The sequence below is a fragment of the Microbacterium sp. GCS4 genome (assembly GCF_001262495.1).
In the GTDB taxonomy this organism is placed as follows: Bacteria; Actinomycetota; Actinomycetes; order Actinomycetales; family Microbacteriaceae; genus Microbacterium.
Genome location: NZ_LGYE01000002.1, coordinates 740,722 through 763,498, shown reverse-complemented (window position 1 = coordinate 763,498; position 22,777 = coordinate 740,722). Strand labels below are relative to the sequence as shown.

The window sequence follows — 22,777 nt, the reverse complement described above, 5'->3', positions numbered from 1 at the left end:
CCTCGCTCAACGACCGGGACGAGCTCGACGCGTTTCGTCTCGTCGCTGCGCTCCTCGCTCAACCACCGGGGTCACTATTCGATCGTCGAGCGAGCGCAGCTCCCCGGTCGTTGAGCGAGCGCAGCGAGACGAAACGCGTCAGGGCGCAGGAGTCGGCGTTAGCCTGGCTGCATGGCTCGCGCGATCGTGTACACGGAATTCGGCTCCCCTGACGTCCTCCACCAGATCGAGATCCCCGACCCCGTTCCCGTGCGCGGCGAGGCGATCGTGCGCATCGAGGCGGCCGGCGTCAACCCGATCGACGGCAAGCTGCGCAGCGCGAAGCGCCCATCGCCGCCGATCACCGAACCGCGCCCGGTCGGGTTCGACGGGGCCGGGGTGATCGACGTCCTCGGCGACGGCGTCGACGGCTTCGCGGTCGGCGACCGCGTCGCGATCCGTGACACGCGGGGAACATACTCCAGTCTGCTCGCGGTGCCCGTCGAGCGGCTGGCGCTCCTGCCCGACGCCGTCACCGCCGGGGAAGGCGCAGCGATCGGCATCCCCGCCGGCACCGCCTACCAGGCCCTCAAGTCCCTCGGCCTGACCGAAGGCGACGTCCTGCTCGTGCACGCGGGCTCCGGTTCCGTCGGCCAGGCCGCCGTGCAGTTCGCCGTGGCGTGGGGCGCTACCGTGATCGCCACCGCGAGTCCCGCCCGGCACGACCAGCTGCGTGAACTCGGCGCGATCCCCGTGGCATACGGCGACGGCCTGATCGACCGCGTGCGGGAGGCAGCCCCGCAGGGCGTCACCGTCGTGCTCGATGGTGCCGGCACCGACGAGGCCATCCAGACCTCGCTCGAACTCGTGGCCGATCGCGATCGAATCGCGACGATCGTCCGAGGACCGGATGCCGCCGACTTCGGCATCCGCGCCTTCTCCGGCGGCTCGCCGATCCCCCTCACCGAGCAGGAGCTCGCATGGCGCGCAGAGGCGCTCGAGGCCACCATCGCGCTCCTCGCGTCTGGCGACTTCTCGATCGAACTCGGACCGGAGCTTCCGCTCGCCGAGGCGGCGCAGGCGCATGAGCTCATGGAGTCCGGCGCCACCTCGGGCAAGATCCTGCTGATCCCCTGACCGCGGCATCCGGTCTCGCGCGATGACCCTCTACGCTGAGAGCATGACTGGACTTCGTTGGGGCATCCTCGCCACCGGCTTCATCGCCGAGACCTTCGCATCCGATCTGCGCACAGCAGGATTCGACCTCGTCGCCGTGGGCTCCCGCTCGCAGGAGTCGGCGGACGCATTCGCGCAGCGGTTCGACATCCTCCGCGCCCACGCCTCCTACGAGGCGCTCGTCGCCGATCCCGAAGTCGACATCGTCTACGTCTCGACACCGCACCCGCTGCACCACGAGAACGCGAAGCTCGCGCTCGAGGCCGGCAAGCACGTGCTCGTCGAGAAGGCGTTCACGGTCAACCGCGACGAAGCCGAGGACCTGCAGCGCCTCGCCACCGAACGGGGGCTGCTCGCGATGGAAGCGATGTGGACCCGCTACCTGCCGCACATGGTGCGCATCCGCGAGATCATCGCCGAAGGGACGCTCGGAGAGATCCGTGCCGTGAGCGCCGACCACACGCAGAAGCTCCCGACCGATCCCGAGCACCGCCTCAACGCGCTCGAGCTCGGCGGCGGCGCCCTGCTCGACCTCGGCATCTACCCGATCTCCTTCATCTGGGACGTGCTCGGAGCACCGCAGACGATCACGGCCGTCGCCCGCCTCATCGAGACCGGCGCCGACTCCGAGGTCGCGACCATCATGACGCACGAGGGCGGAGCGATCTCCACGAGCCTCTCGTCGTCGCGCGCGGCCGGCCCCGACGTCGCCAGCATCATCGGCACCGACGCCCGCATCGACATCGACCGCGTCTGGTACACCCCGACGTCGTTCCGGGTCGTGCTGCCGGACGGCACCGTCACAGAGGAGTACGCCTCCGAGGTCGCGGGACGCGGCATGGAGTACCAGGCGTGGGCGGCCGAGCGCCTGGTGCGCGACGGACTGCTGGAGGGCGACATCCTCCCGCTCGCCGAGAGCGTCGCGATCATGGGCACGCTCGACGAGATCCGCGCGCAGATCGGGGTGCGCTACCCGAGCGAGGGGACCAGCAATGGCTGAGGCGACCGACGCCCGCGTGGCGGTGTACCTGGACTTCGACAACATCGTCATCTCCTGGTACGACCGGGTGCACGGACGCAACGCGTACGGCAAGGACCGTCAGCGCATCACCGAGCACCCGGGTGACCCGGAGGTGGCCGACCGGCTCGCGCGGGCCATGATCGAAGTCGGCGCGATCATCGACTACGCCTCCTCGTTCGGAACGCTCGTGCTCACCCGCGCCTACGCCGACTGGTCGTCTCCCGTGAACGCGGAGTACCGGTCGCAGCTGGTCGCGCGCGCGGTCGACCTCGTGCAGCTGTTCCCCGCCGCGGCCTACGCCAAGAACGGCGCGGACATCCGGCTCGCGGTGGATGCCGTGGAGGACATGTTCCGCCTGCCCGATCTCACGCACGTGGTCATCGTGGCGGGCGACAGCGACTACGTCCCGCTGGCTCAGCGCTGCAAGCGGCTCGGCCGGTACGTGATCGGCGTCGGCGTCGCCGGGTCGACCGCGAAGTCGCTCGCCGCCGCGTGCGACGAGTTCGAGGCCTACGACTCCCTCCCGGGCGTCGTCCGCCCGACGAAGTCCGCGCCGCCCTCGACCCCGGAGCTCCCTGAGACCGTCGCCGAGACGACGGTCGAGCCCGCCGCGAAAGCGAAGTCGCGTCCGCCGGCCAAGAACGGCCGAGCCAAGGCCGCCACCGCGAAGGCGGAGGAGAAGGTGGTGGAGGAGAAGGACGAGGCGACCGAGCTCCTGCAGCGCGCGCTGCGCCTGGGCCACGACAAGGCGGACGCTGACGAGTGGCTGCACAGCTCGGCCGTCAAGACGCACATGCGACGCATGGATCCGTCGTTCAGCGAGAAGGCCCTCGGGTTCCGGTCCTTCTCGGACTTCCTCAAGTCGCGCGGCGACATCGCCGAGCTCGAGGAGACCGGACACGAGCGCCTCGTCCGGCTGCGCGAACCCTGAGCCCGGACACGCTATGACCTCGCCGTACGAGCGTGCGCTCGGTCCGCGCATCGCGGAGCTGCATCCGAAGACCGCCTGGTACTTCCGCACGATACCGCCGGGGCACGTCGGCGTCGGCACGGGGGTGTTCACCACGGCGGGATCCCGCCACCGCTGGCTGCGCCCGCTGTTCCGGATCGCCGAGTCCCTCGGCGTGGCGTTCGCAGGGTGGGAACGCGAGGTGCCGTTCCGGATCGAGAACAGGACGGTGGGCGGCCGCGCGGTCGCGACGCGTTGGTTCGACCTGCCCGGCCGCACCTGGGTCATGCCCGACGTCGTCGCTCTCGGCCCCGGGGATGTGCTGCGCAACGAGATCGGCCCGCGCGGCACCGTCGTCACGACGTTCGACATCGACGTGCGCGACGGGGCGGTCGTGCTGAGCATCCGTCGCGTGGGTCTCCGGCTCGGGCCTCTCCGCCTCGCGGCGCCGCGCTTCCTGCGGCCGACCATCGGCCTCGTCGAGCGCTGGGACGAGGCGCGCGAGCGTCACCATGTCTCCATGACGATAGACGCGCCCTTCCTGGGCCGCGTCTACGAGTACTCCGGCTTCTTCGAGTACACGATCGAGAGCGAGCGCCCGTGAGCATCCCCTCCTCCCCTGTCGACGCCCACACGGGACGCGTCGTGATCGGCGGCTCCACCGGGTTCATGGGAAGGTATCTCGCGCCGCGCTATCGAGCCGCAGGGCGTGAGGTCGTCACGATCTCGCGCTCGGGAGCCGACATCGCGTGGGGAGACCAGGCGGCTATCGACAGTGCCGTCGACGGAGCCGCGCTCGTGATCGGTCTCGCCGGCAAGAGCGTCAATTGCCGGTACACACCGGAGAACAGGGCGGAGATCTTCCGCTCGCGTCTGGAGACGACGGCGTCTCTGCGCACCGCGATCCTCCACGCAGACGCACCACCCGCCCTGTGGGTGAACTCCTCCACAGCGACGATCTACCGCCACGCGGAGGATCGCCCCATGACGGAGTCGACGGGAGAGATCGGCACCGGGTTCTCCGTCGACGTCGCCACCTCCTGGGAGCGTGCGCTGTTCGCGGACGACCTGCCCGCCACCCGCCGCGTCGCCCTGCGCAGCGCGATCGTGCTCGGTCACGGCGGCGTGCTCGGACCGCTGCGCGGCCTCGCACGCCTGGGTCTCGGGGGCGCAGCGCACGACGGCCGGTGGCCCATCAGCCGGGCACGCCGCGCGGCCGGCACGGGCCACGAGTTCGCCGCCCGGCGCGGAAGCCAGCGCTTCAGCTGGATCCACGTGGAGGACGTCGCCCGGGTGATCGACCTCCTGGAGCGCACCCCGTCGCTCGAGGGACCGGTCAACGCCTCCTCTCCGAACCCGGTCGACAACACCACGTTCATGGCGACGGTGCGGCGGGTGCTCGGCGCACGCATCGGTCCGCCGCTCCCCCGGTGGATGCTGGAGCTGGGGGCGATCGGCATCCGCACCGAGACGGAGCTCGTGCTGAAGAGCCGCTGGGTGCTACCGGAGAAGCTCGAGGCCGCCGGGTTCACGTTCTCCTACCCGACGCTCGAGGGCGCCGTCCGCGAGTCGCACGACCGACCGGACTAGGCCCGGATCGTCAGGCCGCGGGGCCCGACGCCGTGTCGCCACCCTCGCGGCGGCGCTTCTCGAGCTCTGCGCGGAGCCGCCATTCCTCGATCTCGCGGTCGAGGTCGGCGATCTGCTCCTCGGTGGAGCGCGCGTCGACCGGACGCGCGGGACGCGGATCCGCCGGCGGGGCCGTCGGCGCTGCCGCACGCATCCGCGGGATGCGCAGCCCCGCCTCGGAGTACTCGCGACCGATCGTGAACCACAGGATGCTGCCGATGAGCGGGAGCAGGATCACGATGATGATCCACGCGAGCTTCGGCAGGAACCGCACCTGAGCGTCGTCGCGCCGGATGATGTCGACGAGCGCGAACACCATGAGGGCGACGACGAGGATGGAGAGGAACGGCATGAGTTCAGGGTAGACGACGCCGGGCTACGGCAGGAGGTGTCCCGCGGCGCGGAACAGCTCGTACCACTCGGCGCGGCTGAGCTCGAGGTCGGCGCCGACCGCGGCATCCCGCACCCGCTCGGGCGTGGTGGTGCCGAGCACGACCTGCATGTTCGCGGGGTGACGTGTGATCCAGGCTGTGGCGATCGCGATCGGTGTCACGTCGTAGGACGCGGCGAGGCGGTCGATCACGGTATTGAGCTCCGCGTACTCGGGGTTGCCGAGGAACACTCCCGTGAAGAACCCGCCCTGGAACGGCGACCAGGCCTGCACCGTGATGCGGTTGATCCGGCAGTACTCGACGATGCCTCCGCCGTCGCGGACCACGCTCTGCTCCTCGCCCATCATGTTCGCCGCGACCGGCTGGGCCACGATCGGGGCGTGCGTGATCGACAGCTGCAGCTGGTTGGCGACGATCGGCTGCCGCACGGCGGTGCGCAGCAGATCGATCTGCCGCGGCGTGTGGTTCGAGACGCCGAAGGCTCGCACCTTGCCCGCGGCCTCCAGGTCGTCGAAGGCACGGGCGACCTCCTCGGGCTCGACCAGCGCATCGGGGCGGTGCAGGAGGAGCACGTCGATGTAGTCGGTGCGCAGCGCGGCGAGCGAGCCCTCGACCTGCCGCACGATGTGGTCGTAGGAGAAGTCGAACATGCCCTGCGTGGGCACGATCCCGCACTTGGTCTGGATGACGATCTCGTCGCGCTCGGACGCGGTGAGGTCGAGCGCTGCGGCGACGCGCTCCTCGCAGAAGTGCATGCGCCCGCCGTAGATGTCGGCGTGGTCGAAGAAGTCGATGCCTGACGTACGCGCGGCGTCGTACAGCTCGCGGATGCGAGCGTCGTCCTTGTCGTCGATCCGCATCATCCCGGCGACGACGGCGGGTGCGGTGGTGGATCCGAAGGGGATGGTCTTCATGCGGTCAACGCTAGCGCGGACCGCAGCGCTCAGGGTGTCACGGCGCGAGCCGTGCCACGGCCACCCCGAGCGCCTGTGCGATGTCCGCGAGCTCGATCACCGTCACGTCGCGCTCGCCGGCGAGCACGCTCTCGAGGGTCCCCAGCTCGATCCCGGATCGAACCGACAGCCATCGCACGTCCCGCTCTCGCTCTGCGAGGGCGGAGTCGATCGCACCTGCCACCAGGCGTCTCACTTCTGTCGTCACCCGACGACGGTAGCGCTCCGAACGACCGCGCTCAAGCCCTCGGTGCACCAATATGACGGCATCCTGGCTTTGATGCAGTGCTATCGTGACTCGCGTGAAGACACAGGGCGAGCAGTTCAACGCGGCGGTGGGACGACAGCTGCGCGGCGAGATCGCCGCAGCGGGGAGCAGCATCGCCGCGATGGCCCGCCAGGTGGGCATCGCCCGCAGCGCCCTCGACAACTACGTCACCGGCAAGCGCGCCATCCCGATCCCGATCGTGTACGCCGTGAGCACCATCCTCGGGATCGCGCCCCATCTCGTCCTCAGTCGCGCCGAGGAGCGCCTGCGGGCGGAGGACCTGCACCTCGCGCCGGTGACGACGCTGACGCCCCGTGCCGATGTCCCCGCCCGACGCCATGATGGATCCGAGGTCGCCTTCGACTCGCCCGTCCCGCACGGCGACGACACGGACGACCTCTACCCCTAGACGCTCACCGCCCGGGAGGCCCCATGGACCAGCTCCTCCGGCTCATCGACGCGCACGGGCTCCACCTCATCGAGCAGCCTGGTCCCTCGCGCGGGGGCTACCGACCGGAGACGGCCACGATCCGCGTCACGCCCGGTCAGAGCGCACGCACCACGCGCAGCATCATCGCGCACGAGCTCGGGCACGCCGTCCTCGGGCACGAGCCCACCACCGACCCCGCCGTCCGCGCGCGGCAGGAGCTGCGTGCCGACGAATGGGCCGCCCGCCTGCTCATCACCCCGGAGGCGTACGCCGAGGCGGAGGAGCTCCGCGGCGCGCACGCGGCCAGCATGGCGTTCGACCTCGGCGTCGCGGTCGACCTGGTCCTCGCGTACCGGAGGCTCCTGCACCGGATCGGCGACACGACCTACGTCGATGCGCGGATGGGCGCGGGGCAATGGGCGCATCGGGCCGTGTCGGCCTGACCGAGACCCGCGCGTCGCTGGTTGGATGACGGTATGACGTTCCGCACCCGCCCCGCACCGCTCACTCTCACCGGCCGCCTGGTCGAGCTCCGTCCGCTCGAGCGCTCGCACCACGACGGACTGCTCGAGGCGCTGACCGAGGGCGATCTGTGGCAGCGCGCCTGGTACACCTCGATCCCCTCTCCCGACGGCCTCGCCGCGGAGATCGAGCGGCGGATCGGCCTGATCGAGACGGGCGAGATGATCCCCTTCACGGCGTTCGACGCCGCGGGGCGCACACTCGGGCTCACGTCCTACTACGACATCGCCGCCGATGTGCCGAGACTCCACATCGGCTACACCTGGAACCGGCCGTCGGCCCACGGCACGGGAACCAACGCCGAGTCCAAGCTGCTCCTGCTGCAGCACGCGTTCGAAGACCTCGGCGTGTTCCGCGTGGGCCTGACCACGCAGTGGGTGAACTTCCAGTCCCGCGCGGCGATCGAGCGGCTGGGGGCGAAGCAGGACGGCGTGATGCGCGCCATGAGCCGCTATCGCAACGGCGCGCTGCGCGACAGCGTCGAGTACTCGATCATCGAGCCGGAATGGCCCGCGGTGAAGGCGAATCTGCAGGCGCGTCTCGCGGTCAGGGCCTGAGTCCCTGCGGACGCGCCGCCGCGATCACTCGGTCGCGTTGCCCGACCAGTTGTTCGAGCGGCGGGTCGCGGTGCCGCCCTGGCGCATCATGAAGGCGAGCGACAGCATCGTGATGAGCAGGCCGCCCGTGAAGACGATCGCCTGGAAGTCCTCGAGCGACTGAGCGAGACCCATCAGGTAGATGCCTCCGAGGAAGAGGATCATGAAGAAGATGAAGCTGAGGATCACGAGAACTCCTGTCGTAGCGGCCGTCATCCAGGATACCGTCGTCCGCGCCCCGCTCTCGCCCCCGAGGGGTTAGCGCAGCCGCGCGCCCGGCGGAACCCCCTTGGACTCACGACTGCGGAGTGGTTTCGTGCCCGTCATGAGCGCACAACCGACTGCCATCGCCATCTCCTGCACCCTCAAGCCCTCCCCCGACGTGTCGAGCTCCGATCTGCTCTCCTCGCAGATCCTCACGGCCCTCGCGCAGCATGGTGTGAGCGGCGAGCTGGTCCGAGCCGTCGACCATCATCTGAGCCCCGGCGTGGAGGCCGACATGGGCGGCGACGACGAGTGGCCGGTGCTGCGACGCAAGGTGCTCGAGGCCGACATCCTCGTACTCGTGACACCCACGTGGATGGGGCAGCACTCGAGCGTCGCACAGCGCGTGCTGGAGCGCCTCGACGCGGAACTGTCCGAGACCGACGACGAGGGACGTCCGAGCCTGTTCGACAAGGTCGCGATCGCGGGCATCGTGGGGAACGAGGACGGCGCTCATCACATCGCCGGCATCCTGTTCCAGTCCCTGAACGACGTGGGGTACACGGTGGCCGCCCAGGGGTCGGTGTACTGGAACGGCGAGGCCATGCAGACCGTGGACTACAAGGATCTCCCCGAGACCCCGGAGAAGGTCGCGTCGGCCACTGCGACGGCAGCGCGCAACGCGGCCCACCTCGCCCGGGCGCTGCGCGCGGAGAAGTACCCGGCCGAATAGGCCGGACGCGCGACCCGGCGGGTCAGACCTTCTCGGGAACCGTCTCCTCGACCCGCGCGAGCTCGTCGATCACGAGCTCCCCGGTGGCGTTGAGAGAGTGCATCATGTCCTCGACCTGCTTCTTCTCGATGTGCTGCGGCTCGGACGACGAGAACAGGAACTGCAGCGGGATCGCCGGATGCACCCACACGGTGATGCGAGCGGGATCGCCGCCCTCGATCGTGCGCCAGGTCATCATGAAGCTCTCCTGACGGCGCAGCTTGGTGCCGATGATCACCTTGAGCACGGCCAGGGTCTCGTCGTCGATGTGGATCGGCTCGGAGGTTCCGTCGTAGCGCAGTCTTCCCATGAGTGAAAGGTACCCCGACTGGCGATATTCCGCCTACACGGCGGGCGCAGTGTCACGCGGAATCCGTTCGAGCCGTCGCGGGAGTAGCGTGGAGCCATGACCGCTCCTGTCGATCCGACGCACACGTCCGCCTGGTCCGAGCTCACGGCTCTGCACGAGGAGCTCTCCCCCGATCTCCGCGGCTGGTTCGCCGCGGATCCGGGGCGTGCCGAGCGACTGTCGTTCCCCCTCGCCGACCTGCACGTCGACCTGTCGAAGAACCTGGTGACGGACGAGGTGCTCGCGTCGCTCCTGCGCCTCGCCGAGCAGACCGGCGTCGCCGAGCGCTTCGCGGCGATGCTCTCGGGAGCCCACCTCAACACCACCGAGGACCGCGCGGTGCTGCACACCGCACTGCGTCGCCCCGCCGGCTCCGACCCCGCGCTCGTCGTCGACGGACAGGACGTGGATGCCGACGTGCAGTCGGTTCTCGAGTCGCTGTCGGCGTTCGCGGATCGCGTGCGCGGCGGCGACTGGCTCGGAGTGACGGGCAAGAAGGTCACCCATGTCGTGAACATCGGCATCGGCGGCTCCGACCTCGGGCCCGTCATGGTCTACGAGGCGCTGAAGCCCTACGCGGATGCCGGGATCGAGGCGCGGTTCGTGTCGAACATCGACCCGACCGACCTGGCTCAGAAGACCGCGGACCTCGATCCCGAGACCACCCTGTTCATCGTCGCGTCCAAGACGTTCACGACCCTCGAGACCCTCACCAATGCGCGCCTCGCGCGGGACTGGCTGTGGGCGGGGCTCGAGTCGTCCGGGTCGATCGACGGCTCCGAGGATTCGCGGACGGATGCCGTGGCACACCATTTCGCCGCGGTGTCCACCGCGCTCGACAAGGTCGCCGCGTTCGGCATCGACCCTGTCAACGCCTTCGGTTTCTGGGACTGGGTGGGCGGACGGTACTCGGTCGACTCCGCGATCGGCCTGTCGCTCGCGATCGCCCTGGGACCGGACGTGTTCCGCGATCTGCTCGCCGGATTCCACGCGGTCGACGAGCACGTGCGCACGACCCCGCTCGAGCGCAACGTCCCGGTGCTGATGGGTCTCCTCAACGTCTGGTACGTGAACTTCTTCGGCGCGCAGTCGCACGCTGTGCTCCCCTACGCGCAGCAGCTGAGCCGATTCCCCGCGTACCTGCAGCAGCTCACGATGGAGTCGAACGGCAAGTCCGTGCGCTGGGACGGCACGCCGGTCACGACCGACACCGGCGAGGTGTTCTGGGGCGAACCCGGCACGAACGGCCAGCACGCCTTCTACCAGCTCATCCACCAGGGCACCCGGCTCATCCCCGCCGACTTCGTCGCCTTCGTGAACCCCGCGTACCCGCTGAGCGACGGCGGCCAGGACGTGCACGAGCTGTTCCTCGCGAACTTCCTCGCCCAGACGAAGGCGCTCGCGTTCGGCAAGACAGCCGCCGAGGTCGAGGCCGAAGGCACGACCGGCGCGCTCGTCGCCGCGCGCACCTTCGCCGGCAACCGCCCGACGACCTCGATCTTCGCTCCCGCGCTCACCCCGCAGGTGCTCGGCCAGCTCATCGCGCTGTACGAGCACATCACGTTCACGCAGGGTACGATCTGGGGCATCAACTCCTTCGACCAGTGGGGCGTGGAGCTCGGCAAGCAGCTCGCGATGCAGATCGCGCCGGCGATCGGCGGCGACGAGGATGCCGTCGCCGCACAGGACCCCTCGACGAGGGCGCTGCTGGAGTACTACCGGGCGAACCGGGACTGACGAGGACCGCCGCCGTGCATGACGTCGTCGTGATCGGGGCGGGACTCGCGGGCCTCCGCTGCGCGGGGCTGCTCGCCGCGCGCGGACTCGACGTCGTGGTCCTCGAAGCCGGGGATGCGGTCGGCGGACGCCAGCGCACGGACGTCCTGGACGGGTTCCGACTGGACCGCGGATTCCAGGTGCTCAACCCGGCGTATCCTGCGCTCCGGCGCAGCGTCGATCTCGACGCGCTGGCGCTCGGGAGGTTCCCCGTGGGTGTGCAGGTGCGGACCTCCGACGGGATGGCCGAGCTCCGGCATCCTCTCCGGCACCCGCTGTCGATCCGCGCCACTGTGCGGAGCGGTCTGGTGAGCGGTCGGGATGCCGTCGCGCTGGCACGGTGGGCGGCGCCGGGGTTGGCGCGTCCGCTCTCGAACCTCGCGACCGACGACCTCCCGCTGCGAGAGGCGTGGGATGCCCTGGGACTTCAGGGTCCGTTGCGCACCGCCGTGCTCGAGCCGTTCCTCGCCGGGGTACTCGCAGAAGATCGCGGCACCACCTCGAACGCGTTCGCGCAGCTGCTCACCGGGTACTTCGCTGTCGGCCGCCCCGGCCTTCCCGCGCAGGGCATCGCCGCGGTGCCTGAGCAGCTGGCCGCGCACGCGCGCGATGCAGGAGCGGCCATCCACCTGGGTGCCCGTGTCGAGCGGCTGTCGACGAGCGGCGCCGGCGTCGAGGCGGACGTCACCGGCGGCGATCCCGTCCGCGCCGCGCGCGCGGTCGTCGCGGTCGGACCGGAGGCCGTCTCCGATCTCATCGACCTGACTCGACCCGCGACCAATGGCCTGCAGACGTGGTGGTTCGCCGCAGACGCGCTGCCGACCCGTTCAGCCCTGCTGACGGTCGACGGTCGGCGCCGCGGGCCCGTCGTGAACACCGTCGTCATGACGCACACGGTGCCGTCGTACGCGCCCGCCGGACGCCACCTGATCGCCGCGACCTGCCTGCTGCCGCGGGCCGGTGCCTCCGCGGAGGAGGGCACTGTGCGCCAGCACCTGGGCGAGATCTGGGGTGCAGACGTCGGCGTGTGGGAGCTGCTGCGACGGGACGACATCCCGGACGCCCTTCCGGCGCAGCCCGCGCCCCTGGGCCCCGCTCGATCGCCACGCCACGGGGAGCGCCTCTACGTCGCAGGCGACCACCGCGACACCGCCTCGATCCAGGGGGCACTGGCCTCCGGAGAGCGCGCCGCTCGGGCCGTTATCGCGCACGCAGGGTCACCGTCGAGAATGCGAGGACGATGACGGCGAAGGGCCGGATGCTGAAGCATCCGGCCCTTCGCCTGAAACGGTCTCCGCTCAGAAGTCCCAGTCGTCGTCCTCCGTGGCCTCGGCCTTGCCGATCACGTACGACGAGCCCGAACCGCTGAAGAAGTCGTGGTTCTCGTCGGCATTCGGCGAGAGGGCAGACAGGATCGCCGGGTTCACGTTCGTGACGGTCGAGGGGAACATCGCCTCGTAGCCCAGGTTCATCAGGGCCTTGTTGGCGTTGTAGTGCAAGAACTTCTTGACGTCTTCGGTGAGGCCGACGCCGTCGTAGAGGTCCTGCGTGTACTGCACCTCGTTGTCGTAGAGCTCGAACAGCAGGTTGAACGTGTAGTCCTTGAGCTCCTGACGGCGCTCCTCCGTCTCGTTCTCGAGGCCCTTCTGGAACTTGTAGCCGATGTAGTACCCGTGCACGGCCTCATCGCGGATGATGAGGCGGATCAGGTCGGCCGTGTTCGTGAGCTTCGCCTTCGACGACCAATAGATCGGCAGGTAGAAGCCCGAGTAGAACAGGAACGACTCGAGCAGGGTCGAGGCGACCTTGCGCTTCAGCGGGTCGTCGCCCTGGTAGTAGTCCATGATGATCTGCGCCTTCTTCTGAAGGTTCGGATTCTCCGTGGACCAGCGGAACGCCTCATCGATCTCCTTGGTCGACGCGAGCGTCGAGAAGATCGAGGAGTAGCTCTTCGCGTGCACCGACTCCATGAACGCGATGTTCGTGTAGACGGCCTCCTCATGGGGCGTGATCGCGTCAGGGATCAGCGAGACGGCGCCGACCGTGCCCTGGATCGTGTCGAGCAGCGTCAGACCGGTGAACACGCGCATCGTGAGCAGCTGCTCGTCCGCGGTGAGCGTGTTCCACGACTGGATGTCGTTCGACAGCGGCACCTTCTCCGGCAGCCAGAAGTTGTTCACCAGACGGTTCCAGACCTCGAGGTCCTTGTCGTCGATGATGCGGTTCCAGTTGATCGCCTGCACGCTGTCGACCAGCTTGATCGATTGGTTGGGGGTCATGATGCGGTCCTGATTCGGTCGTTGAGCGAGCGGAGCGAGACGAAACGCCTCAGAGCATGCACGAGACGCACTCGGTCATGTCGGTGCCCTCGAGCGCCAGCTGACGCAGACGGATGTAGTAGATCGTCTTGATGCCCTTGCGCCATGCGTAGATCTGCGCCTTGTTGATGTCGCGAGTGGTGGCGGTGTCCTTGAAGAACAGCGTCAGCGACAGGCCCTGGTCGACGTGCTGCGTGGCCGCGGCGTAGGTGTCGATGACCTTCTCGTAGCCGATCTCGTACGCGTCCTGGTAGTACTCCAGGTTGTCGTTCGTCATGAACGCGGCCGGGTAGTAGACGCGACCCAGCTTGCCTTCCTTGCGGATCTCGATCTTCGACGCGATCGGGTGGATCGACGACGTCGAGTTGTTGATGTACGAGATCGACCCGGTCGGCGGCACGGCCTGCAGGTTCTGGTTGTAGATGCCGTGCTCCTGGATCGACGCCTTCAGCGCCTTCCAGTCGTCCTGCGTCGGGATGTGCTTGCCCGCGAAGAGCTCCTTGACCTTCTCGGTCGCCGGTACCCACGCCTGGTCGATGTACTTGTCGAAGAACTCCCCCGAGGCGTACGTCGAGTCCGCGAAGCCCTCGAACGCCTGCTTGCGCTCGATCGCCAGGTTGTTGGAGGCGCGCAGCGCGTGGAACAGCACGGTGTAGAAGTAGATGTTCGTGAAGTCGACACCCTCCTCCGAGCCGTAGTGGACGTGCTCGCGGGCGAGGTAGCCGTGCAGGTTCATCTGGCCGAGGCCGATCGCGTGCGACTTGTCGTTGCCGTCCTCGATCGAACGCACAGAGCGGATGTGGCTCTGGTCGCTGACCGCGCTCAGCGCACGGATCGCCGTCTCGACCGTCTGGCCGAGGTCGTCGGCATCCATCGACAGCGCGATGTTCATCGAGCCGAGGTTGCAGGAGATGTCCTTGCCGATCTGGTCGTACGACAGGTCGTCGTTGTACGTGGTCGGCGTGTTCACCTGCAGGATCTCGCTGCAGAGGTTCGACATGTTGATCCGACCCTTGATCGGGTTGGCCTTGTTCACCGTGTCCTCGAACATGACGTATGGGTAGCCCGACTCGAACTGGATCTCGGCGATGGTCTGGAAGAACTCGCGCGCGTTGATCTTCGTCTTCTTGATGCGCGGGTCGTCGACCATCTCGCGGTACTTCTCGGTGACCGAGATGTCGCCGAACGGGATGCCGTAGACCTTCTCGACGTCGTAGGGCGAGAAGAGGTACATGTCCTCGCCGTTCTTCGCGAGCTCGAACGTGATGTCCGGCACGACGACGCCGAGCGACAGCGTCTTGATGCGGATCTTCTCGTCGGCGTTCTCGCGCTTCGTGTCGAGGAAGCGCATGATGTCGGGGTGGTGCGCGTTGAGGTACACCGCGCCGGCGCCCTGACGCGCGCCGAGCTGGTTGGCGTAGCTGAAGCTGTCTTCGAGGAGCTTCATCACGGGGATGATGCCCGAGGACTGGTTCTCGATCTGCTTGATCGGCGCGCCGGCCTCACGGATGTTCGAGAGCAGCAGCGCCACGCCGCCGCCGCGCTTGGAGAGCTGCAGCGCGGAGTTGATGCCGCGGGCGATCGACTCCATGTTGTCCTCGATGCGCAGCAGGAAGCAGCTGACGAGCTCGCCGCGCTGCGCCTTGCCGGCGTTGAGGAACGTGGGGGTCGCGGGCTGGAAGCGACCGGAGATGATCTCCTCGACCAGGGCGACCGCGAGCTTCTCGTCGCCGTCCGCGAGCCCGAGGGCCGTCATCACGACGCGGTCCTCGAAGCGCTCGAGGTAGCGCTTGCCGTCGAAGGTCTTGAGCGTGTAGCTCGTGTAGTACTTGAACGCGCCGAGGAACGTCTCGAAGCGGAACTTCTTCGAGTACGCGAGGTCGTTGAGCTTCTGGATGAACTCGTGCGAGTACGCCTCGATCACGGCGGGCTCGTAGTACTCCTTCTCGACCAGGTAGTCGAGGCGCTCCTTGAGGGAGTGGAAGAAGACCGTGTTCTGGTTCACGTGCTGCAGGAAGTACTCCCGTGCAGCGCGCTTGTCGGCGTCGAACTGGATCTTCCCGTTCGCGTCGTACAGGTTCAGCATGGCGTTCAGGGCGTGGTAGTCCAGCCCCTCGTACGCCGGGTTCATCTTGAAAGCCACCGTGTCGGTCACTGCGTGCTCTTCAACTGCGTTGCCCACCGTCGTTCCAATCCGTCGCTCACGCGATCCACGTCGTCCTGTGTGCCGAATATCTCGAGCCGGTACAAGTGAGGCACGTGGCACTTGCGGCTGATGATGTCACCGGCGAGGCAGAACGCCTCGCCGAAGTTGGTGTTTCCCGCCGAGATGACTCCGCGGATGTGGCGCCGGTTGCGCTCGTCGTTGAGGAACCGGATCACCTGCTTGGGCACGGCGCCGCGTTCGACGCCGCGCCCCTCACCCCCGCCGTAGGTGGGGGTGACCAGCACGAAGGGCTCGTCGACGACGAGGTCCTCCTCCTGGCGGAGGAGCGGGATGCGCCGGGCGGGGAGACCCAGCTTCTCGATGAAGCGCGCGGTGTTGCCCGACACGCTCGAGAAATAGACCAGGAGCGGTGCAGCGGTCGCGACGGCAGTCATTCGTCAACCCCGCTTCGCTGTCGCGGCTCAGGCCAGGCGGGAGGCGAGCTCGTCGATCTTGTCGGGGCGGAAGCCCGACCAGTGACCCTCGTCGGTGACGACGACCGGTGCCTGCATGTACCCGAGCGACTTGACCTGCTCGAGCGCCGCCGGGTCCTCCGACAGGTCGAGGATCTCGTACTCGATGCCCTTGGCGTCGAGTGCGCGGTAGGTCGCGTTGCACTGAACGCAGGACGGCTTCGTGTAGACCGTGATCGACATCTTCTCGTTTCCCCTCAACTCTCTCTGGCCTGCTCATCGTCAGACGTTTTCCGGTAGACCCTCACCGGGAACTCAATACTACATATGGGGACGGACATTCGGGGTGACCACAAGGGGTAGTAGTTACATCCGTGTAGTTTTCCACCGCTCTCCCCATATACAACACAGGTTCTCCACCGTTTCTTCCACAGGTCCGCACCCTCTCGCGGAGGTCGCGAACCGCGAGAAATCGCGGCTGGGAGGACGCTGGGAGAGATCCATCCACAGGGGGCACGATACGGCCGGCCTCCGACATCCGATTTTCTGTGGAAACGTCGCTTCGGCGTGTCGCGGCGTGTCGTGTTCCCCACCCCTCCGCGGAGGTCGGCGGCGCCCGCTAGCGTGGACGCGTGGCGGGATACCAGGACCTTCTTCGCACGCCCGGAGTGGCGCGCATGATCGCGGCGCAGCTGACCGCGCGGTTCCCCAGCGGGATGATGTCGCTCGCGATCCTCCTGCACGTCGAGCAGCAGACCGGCAGCTACGGCTCGGCCGGTCTCGTGCTCGCCGCGACCAGCGTCGGCCAGGCCGTCGCCGGTCCGATCACGAGCCGTTGGATGGGCGCCTGGGGCATGCGCCGCGTCCTCACCCTCACGAGCGCCGTGTGCGTGCTCGCGGTGCTCGGACTCGGCCTGCTCCCCCTGAGCGTCCCCGGGTACATGGCGTTCGGCCTGCTCGCCGGCCTGTCGACGCCGCCGATCCAGGCCGCCGTGCGCACCATCTATCCCAAGCTCGTGAACTCCCGCCAGCTCACACCCCTCTTCTCCCTCGACGCCTCGCTGCAGGAGATCATCTGGGTGCTCGCACCGGTCGTGATCACGCTCGTGTCGACCCAGGTCGGCACGACCGAAGGCCTCCTCCTCGTCGCGGTCATCCTCGTGGGCGGCGCGGCCTGGTTCATCGCCTCGCCCGAGGTCGGGCGCGTCCGCATCCCCCGCAGCCGCAGCGCGCTCGGCACCGTGGTGCTGAAGCCGCCCGTGCTCCTCGCCGCCGTCGTGGGCTTCCTCCTCATCGGCGCCTGCGCGGCCGTCGAGGTCGGCGTGGTCGCGACGTTCGAGCACGGCAGTCTCGCAGCGGGACTCGTGCTGGCGGTGTTCTCGGTGGGCAGCCTCGCGGGCGGCCTCGCCTTCGGCCACATCCCGATCGGACCGTGGGCCATGGCCCGACGTCTGCTGATCGTCACCGTCGGCCTGGCCCTCACCATGGTCTCGCTGAACGTCTTCTGGCTCGGCGGCACTCTGATCGTCGCGGGCATCGGCATCGCCCCCGCCCTCGCCGTGCTGTTCGCGATCACGTCGGCGAGCGTGAAGTTCAGCGAGACCGCCGAGGCGTTCGGATGGACCGGCACCGGTCAGCTCATCGGGGCCGCGGCCGGATCCGCGGTCGCCGGTTTCCTCGTCGACGCGACCGACCCGCGCGGGGCCTACCTCGCTGCCACGATCTTCGCCGCGGTCGGCCTTCTCGTCGCCGTGGTCTTCGTCCGCTTCTTCCCCGATCTGCGTCATCGCGACGCGGCACCCCGTCCCGACACCGAGCCCCTGGCGGTCACACCCTCATGAACACTGCTCCCCCTCCCCCGGTCCCGACAGACCAGGGGTCACCCGTCGCGGTCGTGTGCGTCGGCGAGTCCATGGGACTCGTCACCGCGCTCGGCGCGCCCCTCGCCGAGACCGAGACCGCCGCCCTCGGCATCGCCGGTGCCGAGGGCAACGTCGCGGTCGGGCTCATCGCAGCCGGACACCGCGCGGCGTGGGCCTCGCGCCTCGGCGCCGACCCGATCGGCACACGCATCCGCGCCGAGCTCGCCCGCCGCGGCGTCGACCTGTGGGTCGAGACCGACGACACCGCCCCGACCGGCGTGATGTTCAAGGATCCGGGAGTCGAGTCCTCGTCGGTCTACTACTACCGCCGCGGATCGGCGGCATCCCGCATGGACGCGGGATTCCTCGACCCGTCCCGGCTCGACGGCGTCCGCATCGTGCACACCACCGGGATCACCCCGGCCCTCTCCGCGTCCTGCCGCGACATGGTCGATCGGCTGTACGTCGACGCACGCGCGGCGGGCGCCCTGGTCTCGTTCGACGTGAACGACCGACGTGCGCTGTGGAGTCCGGAGGATGCCGCGGCGACGCTGACCCGCCTCGCGGACGCCGCCGACATCGCCTTCGTCGGACGGGATGAGGCCGAGCGCATCTGGGGCACCGCGACCGCCGACGACGTGCGCGCGCACCTGCCGCACTGCGGCCTGCTCGTCGTCAAGGACGGAGAAATCGGTGCCACCGCCTTCGACGGCGAGGACGCTCCCGTGTTCGTTCCGGCGCCGCGTGTCGACGTGGTCGAACCCGTCGGCGCGGGCGACGCGTTCGCCGCCGGATTCCTGGCGGCGACGCTCGACGGCGCGGACCTCGCGGCGCGCCTCTCCGCCGGGCACGCGGCGGCCGCCCGCGTGCTCACGACCCACGGCGACCTCCCGCCGATGGACTGAGCGCGGATCACGACATACCCGGCGGTCGTGGGCTGAGGGCATGCCTGGGCTCTCCCCGGCACCCCACCGGTGGACGGAACGCCGATGGGCTCCCCGGCATCCCGCGGTCGTAGGCTGAGGGCATGCCTGCGCCACTCACGCTCCCCCGCCTCGGCTGGGGCGATCCGTCGTCGTCACTCCGCGCCCTCCTCGTGCACGGGCTCGGCTCCTCGGGCGCGCTGATGTGGCGTCTCGGCGAGGCTCTCGCCGCGGACGGCTGGCATGCGACGGCGATCGACCTGCGCGGCCACGGCGACGCGCCGCGTGCGCTCGACTACACGGTCCAGGCGTACGGCGCGGACCTCGCCGCGACCCGCCCCGACGGCGGCGGCCCCTGGGATGCCGTGATCGGCCACTCCCTCGGCGGGGCCTCCGCGACGGTCGCGGCGGCCGCGTCACCCGAGTGGACCCGACGGCTGGTTCTGCTGGACCCCGCGATCCTCGTGGGCGGCCGCGACGCTTCGATCGTCCGGAAGAGCCAGGAGCGGGCGTTCGCCGACAACCGGGTGGAGCTGGTCCGGCAGGAGCATCCGCACTGGCATCCGCAGGACTGGGAGCTCAAGGTCGACGCGGTGCACCGCACGAGCGCGTGGGCCGTGGAGCAGACGAGCGCGCAGAACACCCCCTGGGACGTCACGGCCGAAGCCGCGGCGCTCACGGTCCCGACGCACGTGATCGGCTCCGACCCCGCGGTCTACAGCATCTTCACGGGCGAGGTCGCCGCGAACGTGCTCGCCGCGAACCCTCGCATCACGATGTCGGTCGTGGAGGGTGCAGGGCACTCCCTGCACCGGGACAGGCCCGAGGACTCGATCCGGCACCTGAAGGAGGCCCTCGCATGACCGCATCCGACCCCGGTTTCGACCCTGCCGAGTTCCTCCCCGACGACCTCCTCGAGCGCATCCGGGAGCGTGCGCCGCTGCACGACCGCGACAACACCTTCCCCGAGCAGGACCTCGCCGAGCTGAGGGATGCCGGCTACCTGTCGATCCTGGTGCCGACCGAGCGCGGCGGAGCGGGCCTCGGGCTCGCGGAGGCGGCGATCCTGCAGCAGCGCCTCGCGACGGCCGCACCCGCCACGGCGCTCGCGATCAACATGCACCTGGTCTGGACGGGGGTCGCGAAGGTGTTCTCGGACCGCGGAGTGCCAGGACTCGAGTTCGTGCAGGACGGGGCCGTCGCCGGGGAGGTCTTCGCCTTCGGCATCAGCGAGGGCGGCAACGACCTGGTGCTGTTCGGCAGTGACACGGACGCCGTCCCCACGGGCGACGGCGGCTACGCGTTCACCGGCACGAAGATCTTCACCTCGCTCGCACCCGTCTGGACCCGGCTCGGGCTGCACGGCCTCGACACCACGAGCGCCGACGCCCCGAAGCTGGTGTTCGCCTTCGTGGATCGCACCGACGCGGTCGTCACGGGCGACGACTGGGACACGCTGGGGATGCGCGCGACGCAGAGTCGCACCACGCGGCTGCACGGGGCGACCGCGGATGCCGCGCATGTGGTGCGCCGCATCGATCCGGGACCGAATCCCGACCCGATCGTGTTCGGCATCTTCTCGGTGTTCGAGGTCCTGCTCGCGTCGGTGTACACGGGCATCGCACGTCGTGCGCTCGACCTCGCGGTGCAGACCGCGCACACGCGCCGGTCGAAGAGGTCCGGAGCGGCTTACAGTCAGGACCCTGACATCCGCTGGCGTATCGCCGACATGGGACTCGCCTACGATGCGCTGCCCCCGCAGATCGCCGCTCTCGCGCGCGACGTCGACGAGCGGGTCGATCACGGGGCCCGGTGGTTCACTCTGCTGTCGGGGCTCAAGCACCGCGCGATCACGATGGCGAAGCACGTCGTCGACCAGGCGATGCTGGTGGCGGGCGGCGGCTCCTACTTCTCGTCGAACGAGCTCTCCCGCCTATACCGGGACGTGCTCGCCGGGGCGTTCCACCCCTCGGATCCGGAGTCGGCGCACTCCACGGCGGCGAGCGCGTGGCTCGGCCCGCTCGAGGCCTGATCCGGACTACCGCCGGATTCGTATCCGGGATACGTCGAATCTGCGGAATCGGTTGCTGAGCGGCCTTCACGGTGCGAAGATCGCATCATGCCGTCGTCGAAGAAGCATCCCATCCTGGACGATGTGTCCAAGACCATCGTCGAGCTGCTGCAGGAGGACGGCCGGCGCTCGTACTCCGACATCGGCCGCGCGGTCGGCCTGAGCGAGGCGGCCGTGCGTCAGCGCGTGCAGCGGCTGACCGAGGCGGGCGTGATGCAGATCGTGGCCGTGACCGATCCGATGCAGCTGGGCTTCCGCCGTCAGGCCATGATCGGCATCCGCGTGTCCGGCGACACCAGGGTGGTCGCCGAGAAGATCGCCGAGATCCCCGCGATCGACTACGTCGTGATCACGGTCGGATCCTTCGACGTGCTGGCCGAGGTCGTCTGCGAGGACGACGACGACCTGCTCGCCCTGATCAACGACAGCATCCGCCCGATCGACGGCGTGCTGTCGACCGAGACCTTCATCTACGCCAAGCTGCAGAAGCAGCTCTACAACTGGGGGACCAGATGAGCACCACCCGCACCACCCCGTCCGAGTCCGAGCTGCAGGCCATGGCCAAGGACCACCTCTGGATGCACTTCACCAGGCAGTCCACGATGGAGAAGTCCGGCGTGCCGATCATCGTCAAGGGCGAGGGTCACCGCATCTGGGACGCCAAGGGCAAGGAGTACATCGACGGCCTCGCGGGGCTGTTCGTCGTGAACGCCGGACACGGACGACGCCGACTCGCCGAGGCCGCCGCCGCCCAGGCATCCGAGCTGTCGTTCTTCCCGCTGTGGTCGTACGCGCACCCCGCGGCCATCGAGCTCGCCGACCGGTTGGCCGATGAGGCGCCCGGCGACCTCAACCGCGTCTTCTTCTCGACCGGCGGCGGCGAGGCCGTGGAGACCGCGTTCAAGCTCGCGAAGCACTACTGGAAGCTGCAGGGCAAGCCCGCGAAGCACAAGGTCATCTCGCGGGCCGTCGCGTACCACGGCACTCCACAGGGAGCGCTCGCGATCACCGGCATCCCGGCCATGAAGGCGATGTTCGAGCCCGTGACCCCCGGCGGGTTCCGGGTGCCGAACACGAACTTCTACCGCGCGGCCGAGATGGGAGGCCCGAGCGACGACCTCGAGGCGTTCGGCCTCTGGGCCGCGAACCGCATCGAGGAGATGATCCTGTTCGAAGGCCCCGAGACGGTCGCGGCGGTGTTCCTCGAGCCGGTGCAGAACTCGGGCGGATGCTTCCCGCCGCCTCCCGGGTACTTCGCCCGCGTGCGCGAGATCTGCGACAAGTACGACGTGCTGCTCGTGTCGGACGAGGTCATCTGCGCGTTCGGCCGCCTCGGCCACACCTTCGCATGCACGGGCCTCGGCTACGTGCCCGACATGATCACGTGCGCGAAGGGTATGACGAGCGGCTACTCCCCCATCGGCGCGACCATCGTGAGCGACCGCATCTACGAGCCGTTCTCGCACGGCGACCTGTCGTTCCCGCACGGGTACACGTTCGGCGGGCATCCCGTGTCGGCCGCGGTCGCCCTCGAGAACCTCGCGATCTTCGACGAGGAGGGGCTGAACGCGCACGTGCGCGAGAACTCCCCGCTGTTCCGCGCCGAGCTCGAGACGCTGCTCGACCTCCCGCTCGTGGGAGACGTGCGCGGCGACGGCTACTTCTTCGGCATCGAGCTCGTCAAGGACAAGGCGACCAAGGAGACCTTCGACGACGACGAGTCCGAGCGCCTGCTGCGCGGCTTCCTGTCGTCGGCGCTGTTCGACGCGGGCCTCTACTGCCGCGCCGACGACCGCGGCGACCCCGTGATCCAGCTGGCGCCCCCGCTCACGATCGGACCGGCGGAGTTCCGGGAGATCGGCCAGATCCTGCGCGGCGTGCTCACGGAGGCGCAGGGGGTGCTGTAGCGGGCTGAGCAGTATGCCGCCATTCTGAGCGCTATCCTCTGTGCAGAGGAGGGAGCGGCGC

General features: G+C 69.0%; 26 protein-coding genes. 17 read left to right on the top strand and 9 right to left on the bottom strand.

Annotated elements, in window-relative coordinates; genetic code table 11:
- Nucleotides 1-171: 171 nt before the first annotated feature.
- The 5 genes from AKH00_RS10960 to AKH00_RS10940 are packed head-to-tail and all read left to right on the top strand — an operon-like array spanning nucleotide 172 to nucleotide 4,715.
- Nucleotides 172-1,116 carry a quinone oxidoreductase family protein gene (locus tag AKH00_RS10960; protein WP_050722716.1) on the top strand — a complete coding sequence of 315 codons (945 nt, stop codon included), beginning with the start codon at nucleotides 172-174 and terminating at the stop codon, nucleotides 1,114-1,116.
- A gap of 43 nt (nucleotides 1,117-1,159) precedes the next feature.
- Entirely contained in the window at nucleotides 1,160-2,155 is a 996-nt protein-coding gene (locus AKH00_RS10955) for a Gfo/Idh/MocA family protein (RefSeq protein ID WP_050722951.1), read from the top strand.
- Nucleotides 2,148-3,107, top strand: a complete 960-nt coding sequence (locus AKH00_RS10950) for an NYN domain-containing protein (RefSeq protein WP_050722715.1) — start codon at nucleotides 2,148-2,150, stop codon at nucleotides 3,105-3,107. Before AKH00_RS10955 ends, AKH00_RS10950 begins: the two co-directional genes overlap by 8 nt.
- Nucleotides 3,108-3,120: 13 nt before the next feature.
- On the top strand, nucleotides 3,121-3,729 hold the full coding sequence (locus AKH00_RS10945; protein ID WP_050722714.1) for a DUF4166 domain-containing protein: 609 nt from the start codon (nucleotides 3,121-3,123) through the stop codon (nucleotides 3,727-3,729).
- 2 nt (nucleotides 3,730-3,731) lie between these two features.
- The gene (locus tag AKH00_RS10940; RefSeq protein WP_442922392.1) at nucleotides 3,732-4,715 is read left to right on the top strand and encodes an epimerase; all 984 of its coding nucleotides are present in this window, start codon (nucleotides 3,732-3,734) and stop codon (nucleotides 4,713-4,715) included.
- Between the two features lie 10 nt (nucleotides 4,716-4,725).
- On the opposite strand, the gene AKH00_RS10935 is transcribed toward AKH00_RS10940, so the two are convergent.
- Genes AKH00_RS10935 through AKH00_RS10925 form a run of 3 tightly spaced genes read right to left on the bottom strand, consistent with a single transcriptional unit; the run spans nucleotide 4,726 to nucleotide 6,307 of the window.
- Nucleotides 4,726-5,106, bottom strand: a complete 381-nt coding sequence (locus AKH00_RS10935; RefSeq protein WP_050722713.1) for a PLDc N-terminal domain-containing protein — start codon at nucleotides 5,104-5,106, stop codon at nucleotides 4,726-4,728.
- Between the two features lie 24 nt (nucleotides 5,107-5,130).
- Nucleotides 5,131-6,060, bottom strand: a complete 930-nt coding sequence (locus tag AKH00_RS10930) for an aldo/keto reductase (protein WP_050722712.1) — start codon at nucleotides 6,058-6,060, stop codon at nucleotides 5,131-5,133.
- 37 nt (nucleotides 6,061-6,097) lie between these two features.
- Nucleotides 6,098-6,307 (bottom strand): hypothetical protein, encoded by a 210-nt coding sequence (locus AKH00_RS10925; protein WP_152926157.1) that lies wholly within the window; start codon nucleotides 6,305-6,307, stop codon nucleotides 6,098-6,100.
- Between the two features lie 94 nt (nucleotides 6,308-6,401).
- Here AKH00_RS10925 and AKH00_RS10920 point away from each other — a divergent pair, with 94 nt between their 5' ends.
- The 3 genes from AKH00_RS10920 to AKH00_RS10910 are packed head-to-tail and all read left to right on the top strand — an operon-like array spanning nucleotide 6,402 to nucleotide 7,876.
- Nucleotides 6,402-6,776, top strand: coding sequence for a helix-turn-helix domain-containing protein (locus tag AKH00_RS10920; RefSeq protein WP_235556743.1), 375 nt, complete (start codon nucleotides 6,402-6,404; stop codon nucleotides 6,774-6,776).
- Nucleotides 6,777-6,799: 23 nt separating this feature from the next.
- The gene (locus AKH00_RS10915) at nucleotides 6,800-7,240 is read left to right on the top strand and encodes an ImmA/IrrE family metallo-endopeptidase (RefSeq protein WP_082297553.1); all 441 of its coding nucleotides are present in this window, start codon (nucleotides 6,800-6,802) and stop codon (nucleotides 7,238-7,240) included.
- Nucleotides 7,241-7,273: 33 nt separating this feature from the next.
- Nucleotides 7,274-7,876, top strand: coding sequence for a GNAT family N-acetyltransferase (locus AKH00_RS10910; protein WP_050722709.1), 603 nt, complete (start codon nucleotides 7,274-7,276; stop codon nucleotides 7,874-7,876).
- 24 nt (nucleotides 7,877-7,900) lie between these two features.
- Here the strand turns inward: AKH00_RS10910 and AKH00_RS10905 are convergent, their stop codons facing one another.
- Complete coding sequence (locus AKH00_RS10905; protein ID WP_235556742.1) at nucleotides 7,901-8,131, bottom strand: hypothetical protein; 231 nt, start codon at nucleotides 8,129-8,131, stop codon at nucleotides 7,901-7,903.
- 109 nt (nucleotides 8,132-8,240) lie between these two features.
- Between AKH00_RS10905 and AKH00_RS10900 the strand changes: the two genes are divergently transcribed.
- Entirely contained in the window at nucleotides 8,241-8,852 is a 612-nt protein-coding gene (locus AKH00_RS10900; RefSeq protein WP_050722949.1) for a flavodoxin family protein, read from the top strand.
- 22 nt (nucleotides 8,853-8,874) lie between these two features.
- Here the strand turns inward: AKH00_RS10900 and AKH00_RS10895 are convergent, their stop codons facing one another.
- Nucleotides 8,875-9,201, bottom strand: coding sequence for a DUF7882 family protein (locus AKH00_RS10895; protein ID WP_050722707.1), 327 nt, complete (start codon nucleotides 9,199-9,201; stop codon nucleotides 8,875-8,877).
- 96 nt (nucleotides 9,202-9,297) lie between these two features.
- Between AKH00_RS10895 and pgi the strand changes: the two genes are divergently transcribed.
- Both pgi and AKH00_RS10885 read left to right on the top strand, forming a co-directional pair.
- The gene (pgi, locus tag AKH00_RS10890) at nucleotides 9,298-10,977 is read left to right on the top strand and encodes a glucose-6-phosphate isomerase (protein WP_050722706.1); all 1,680 of its coding nucleotides are present in this window, start codon (nucleotides 9,298-9,300) and stop codon (nucleotides 10,975-10,977) included.
- A gap of 14 nt (nucleotides 10,978-10,991) precedes the next feature.
- Nucleotides 10,992-12,260 carry an FAD-dependent oxidoreductase gene (locus AKH00_RS10885; protein WP_082297552.1) on the top strand — a complete coding sequence of 423 codons (1,269 nt, stop codon included), beginning with the start codon at nucleotides 10,992-10,994 and terminating at the stop codon, nucleotides 12,258-12,260.
- Between the two features lie 54 nt (nucleotides 12,261-12,314).
- Here the strand turns inward: AKH00_RS10885 and nrdF are convergent, their stop codons facing one another.
- The 4 genes from nrdF to nrdH are packed head-to-tail and all read right to left on the bottom strand — an operon-like array spanning nucleotide 12,315 to nucleotide 16,196.
- Nucleotides 12,315-13,295 (bottom strand): class 1b ribonucleoside-diphosphate reductase subunit beta, encoded by a 981-nt coding sequence (gene nrdF, locus AKH00_RS10880; protein ID WP_050722705.1) that lies wholly within the window; start codon nucleotides 13,293-13,295, stop codon nucleotides 12,315-12,317.
- Nucleotides 13,296-13,344: 49 nt separating this feature from the next.
- Nucleotides 13,345-15,465: a class 1b ribonucleoside-diphosphate reductase subunit alpha gene (gene nrdE / locus AKH00_RS10875; RefSeq protein WP_050722947.1), complete on the bottom strand. Its 2,121-nt coding sequence runs from the start codon at nucleotides 15,463-15,465 to the stop codon at nucleotides 13,345-13,347.
- Between the two features lie 20 nt (nucleotides 15,466-15,485).
- Nucleotides 15,486-15,935, bottom strand: coding sequence for a class Ib ribonucleoside-diphosphate reductase assembly flavoprotein NrdI (gene nrdI, locus AKH00_RS10870; RefSeq protein ID WP_050722704.1), 450 nt, complete (start codon nucleotides 15,933-15,935; stop codon nucleotides 15,486-15,488).
- 27 nt (nucleotides 15,936-15,962) lie between these two features.
- Nucleotides 15,963-16,196: a glutaredoxin-like protein NrdH gene (nrdH, locus tag AKH00_RS10865; protein ID WP_045253199.1), complete on the bottom strand. Its 234-nt coding sequence runs from the start codon at nucleotides 16,194-16,196 to the stop codon at nucleotides 15,963-15,965.
- Nucleotides 16,197-16,585: 389 nt separating this feature from the next.
- Here nrdH and AKH00_RS10860 point away from each other — a divergent pair, with 389 nt between their 5' ends.
- The 6 genes from AKH00_RS10860 (at nucleotide 16,586) to AKH00_RS10835 (ending at nucleotide 22,716) form a co-directional block, all read left to right on the top strand.
- Nucleotides 16,586-17,794: an MFS transporter gene (locus AKH00_RS10860; protein WP_200903837.1), complete on the top strand. Its 1,209-nt coding sequence runs from the start codon at nucleotides 16,586-16,588 to the stop codon at nucleotides 17,792-17,794.
- A complete protein-coding gene (locus AKH00_RS10855) occupies nucleotides 17,791-18,720 on the top strand; it encodes a sugar kinase (RefSeq protein WP_050722702.1) in 930 nt (309 codons plus the stop codon). Before AKH00_RS10860 ends, AKH00_RS10855 begins: the two co-directional genes overlap by 4 nt.
- 122 nt (nucleotides 18,721-18,842) lie before the next feature.
- Entirely contained in the window at nucleotides 18,843-19,601 is a 759-nt protein-coding gene (locus tag AKH00_RS10850) for an alpha/beta fold hydrolase (RefSeq protein WP_050722701.1), read from the top strand.
- Nucleotides 19,598-20,770 (top strand): acyl-CoA dehydrogenase family protein, encoded by a 1,173-nt coding sequence (locus AKH00_RS10845; protein WP_050722700.1) that lies wholly within the window; start codon nucleotides 19,598-19,600, stop codon nucleotides 20,768-20,770. The genes AKH00_RS10850 and AKH00_RS10845 overlap by 4 nt, the downstream gene beginning before the upstream one ends.
- Nucleotides 20,771-20,857: 87 nt before the next feature.
- The gene (locus tag AKH00_RS10840) at nucleotides 20,858-21,325 is read left to right on the top strand and encodes an Lrp/AsnC family transcriptional regulator (protein ID WP_050722699.1); all 468 of its coding nucleotides are present in this window, start codon (nucleotides 20,858-20,860) and stop codon (nucleotides 21,323-21,325) included.
- The gene (locus AKH00_RS10835; protein WP_050722698.1) at nucleotides 21,322-22,716 is read left to right on the top strand and encodes an aspartate aminotransferase family protein; all 1,395 of its coding nucleotides are present in this window, start codon (nucleotides 21,322-21,324) and stop codon (nucleotides 22,714-22,716) included. Before AKH00_RS10840 ends, AKH00_RS10835 begins: the two co-directional genes overlap by 4 nt.
- Nucleotides 22,717-22,777 lie beyond the last annotated feature (61 nt).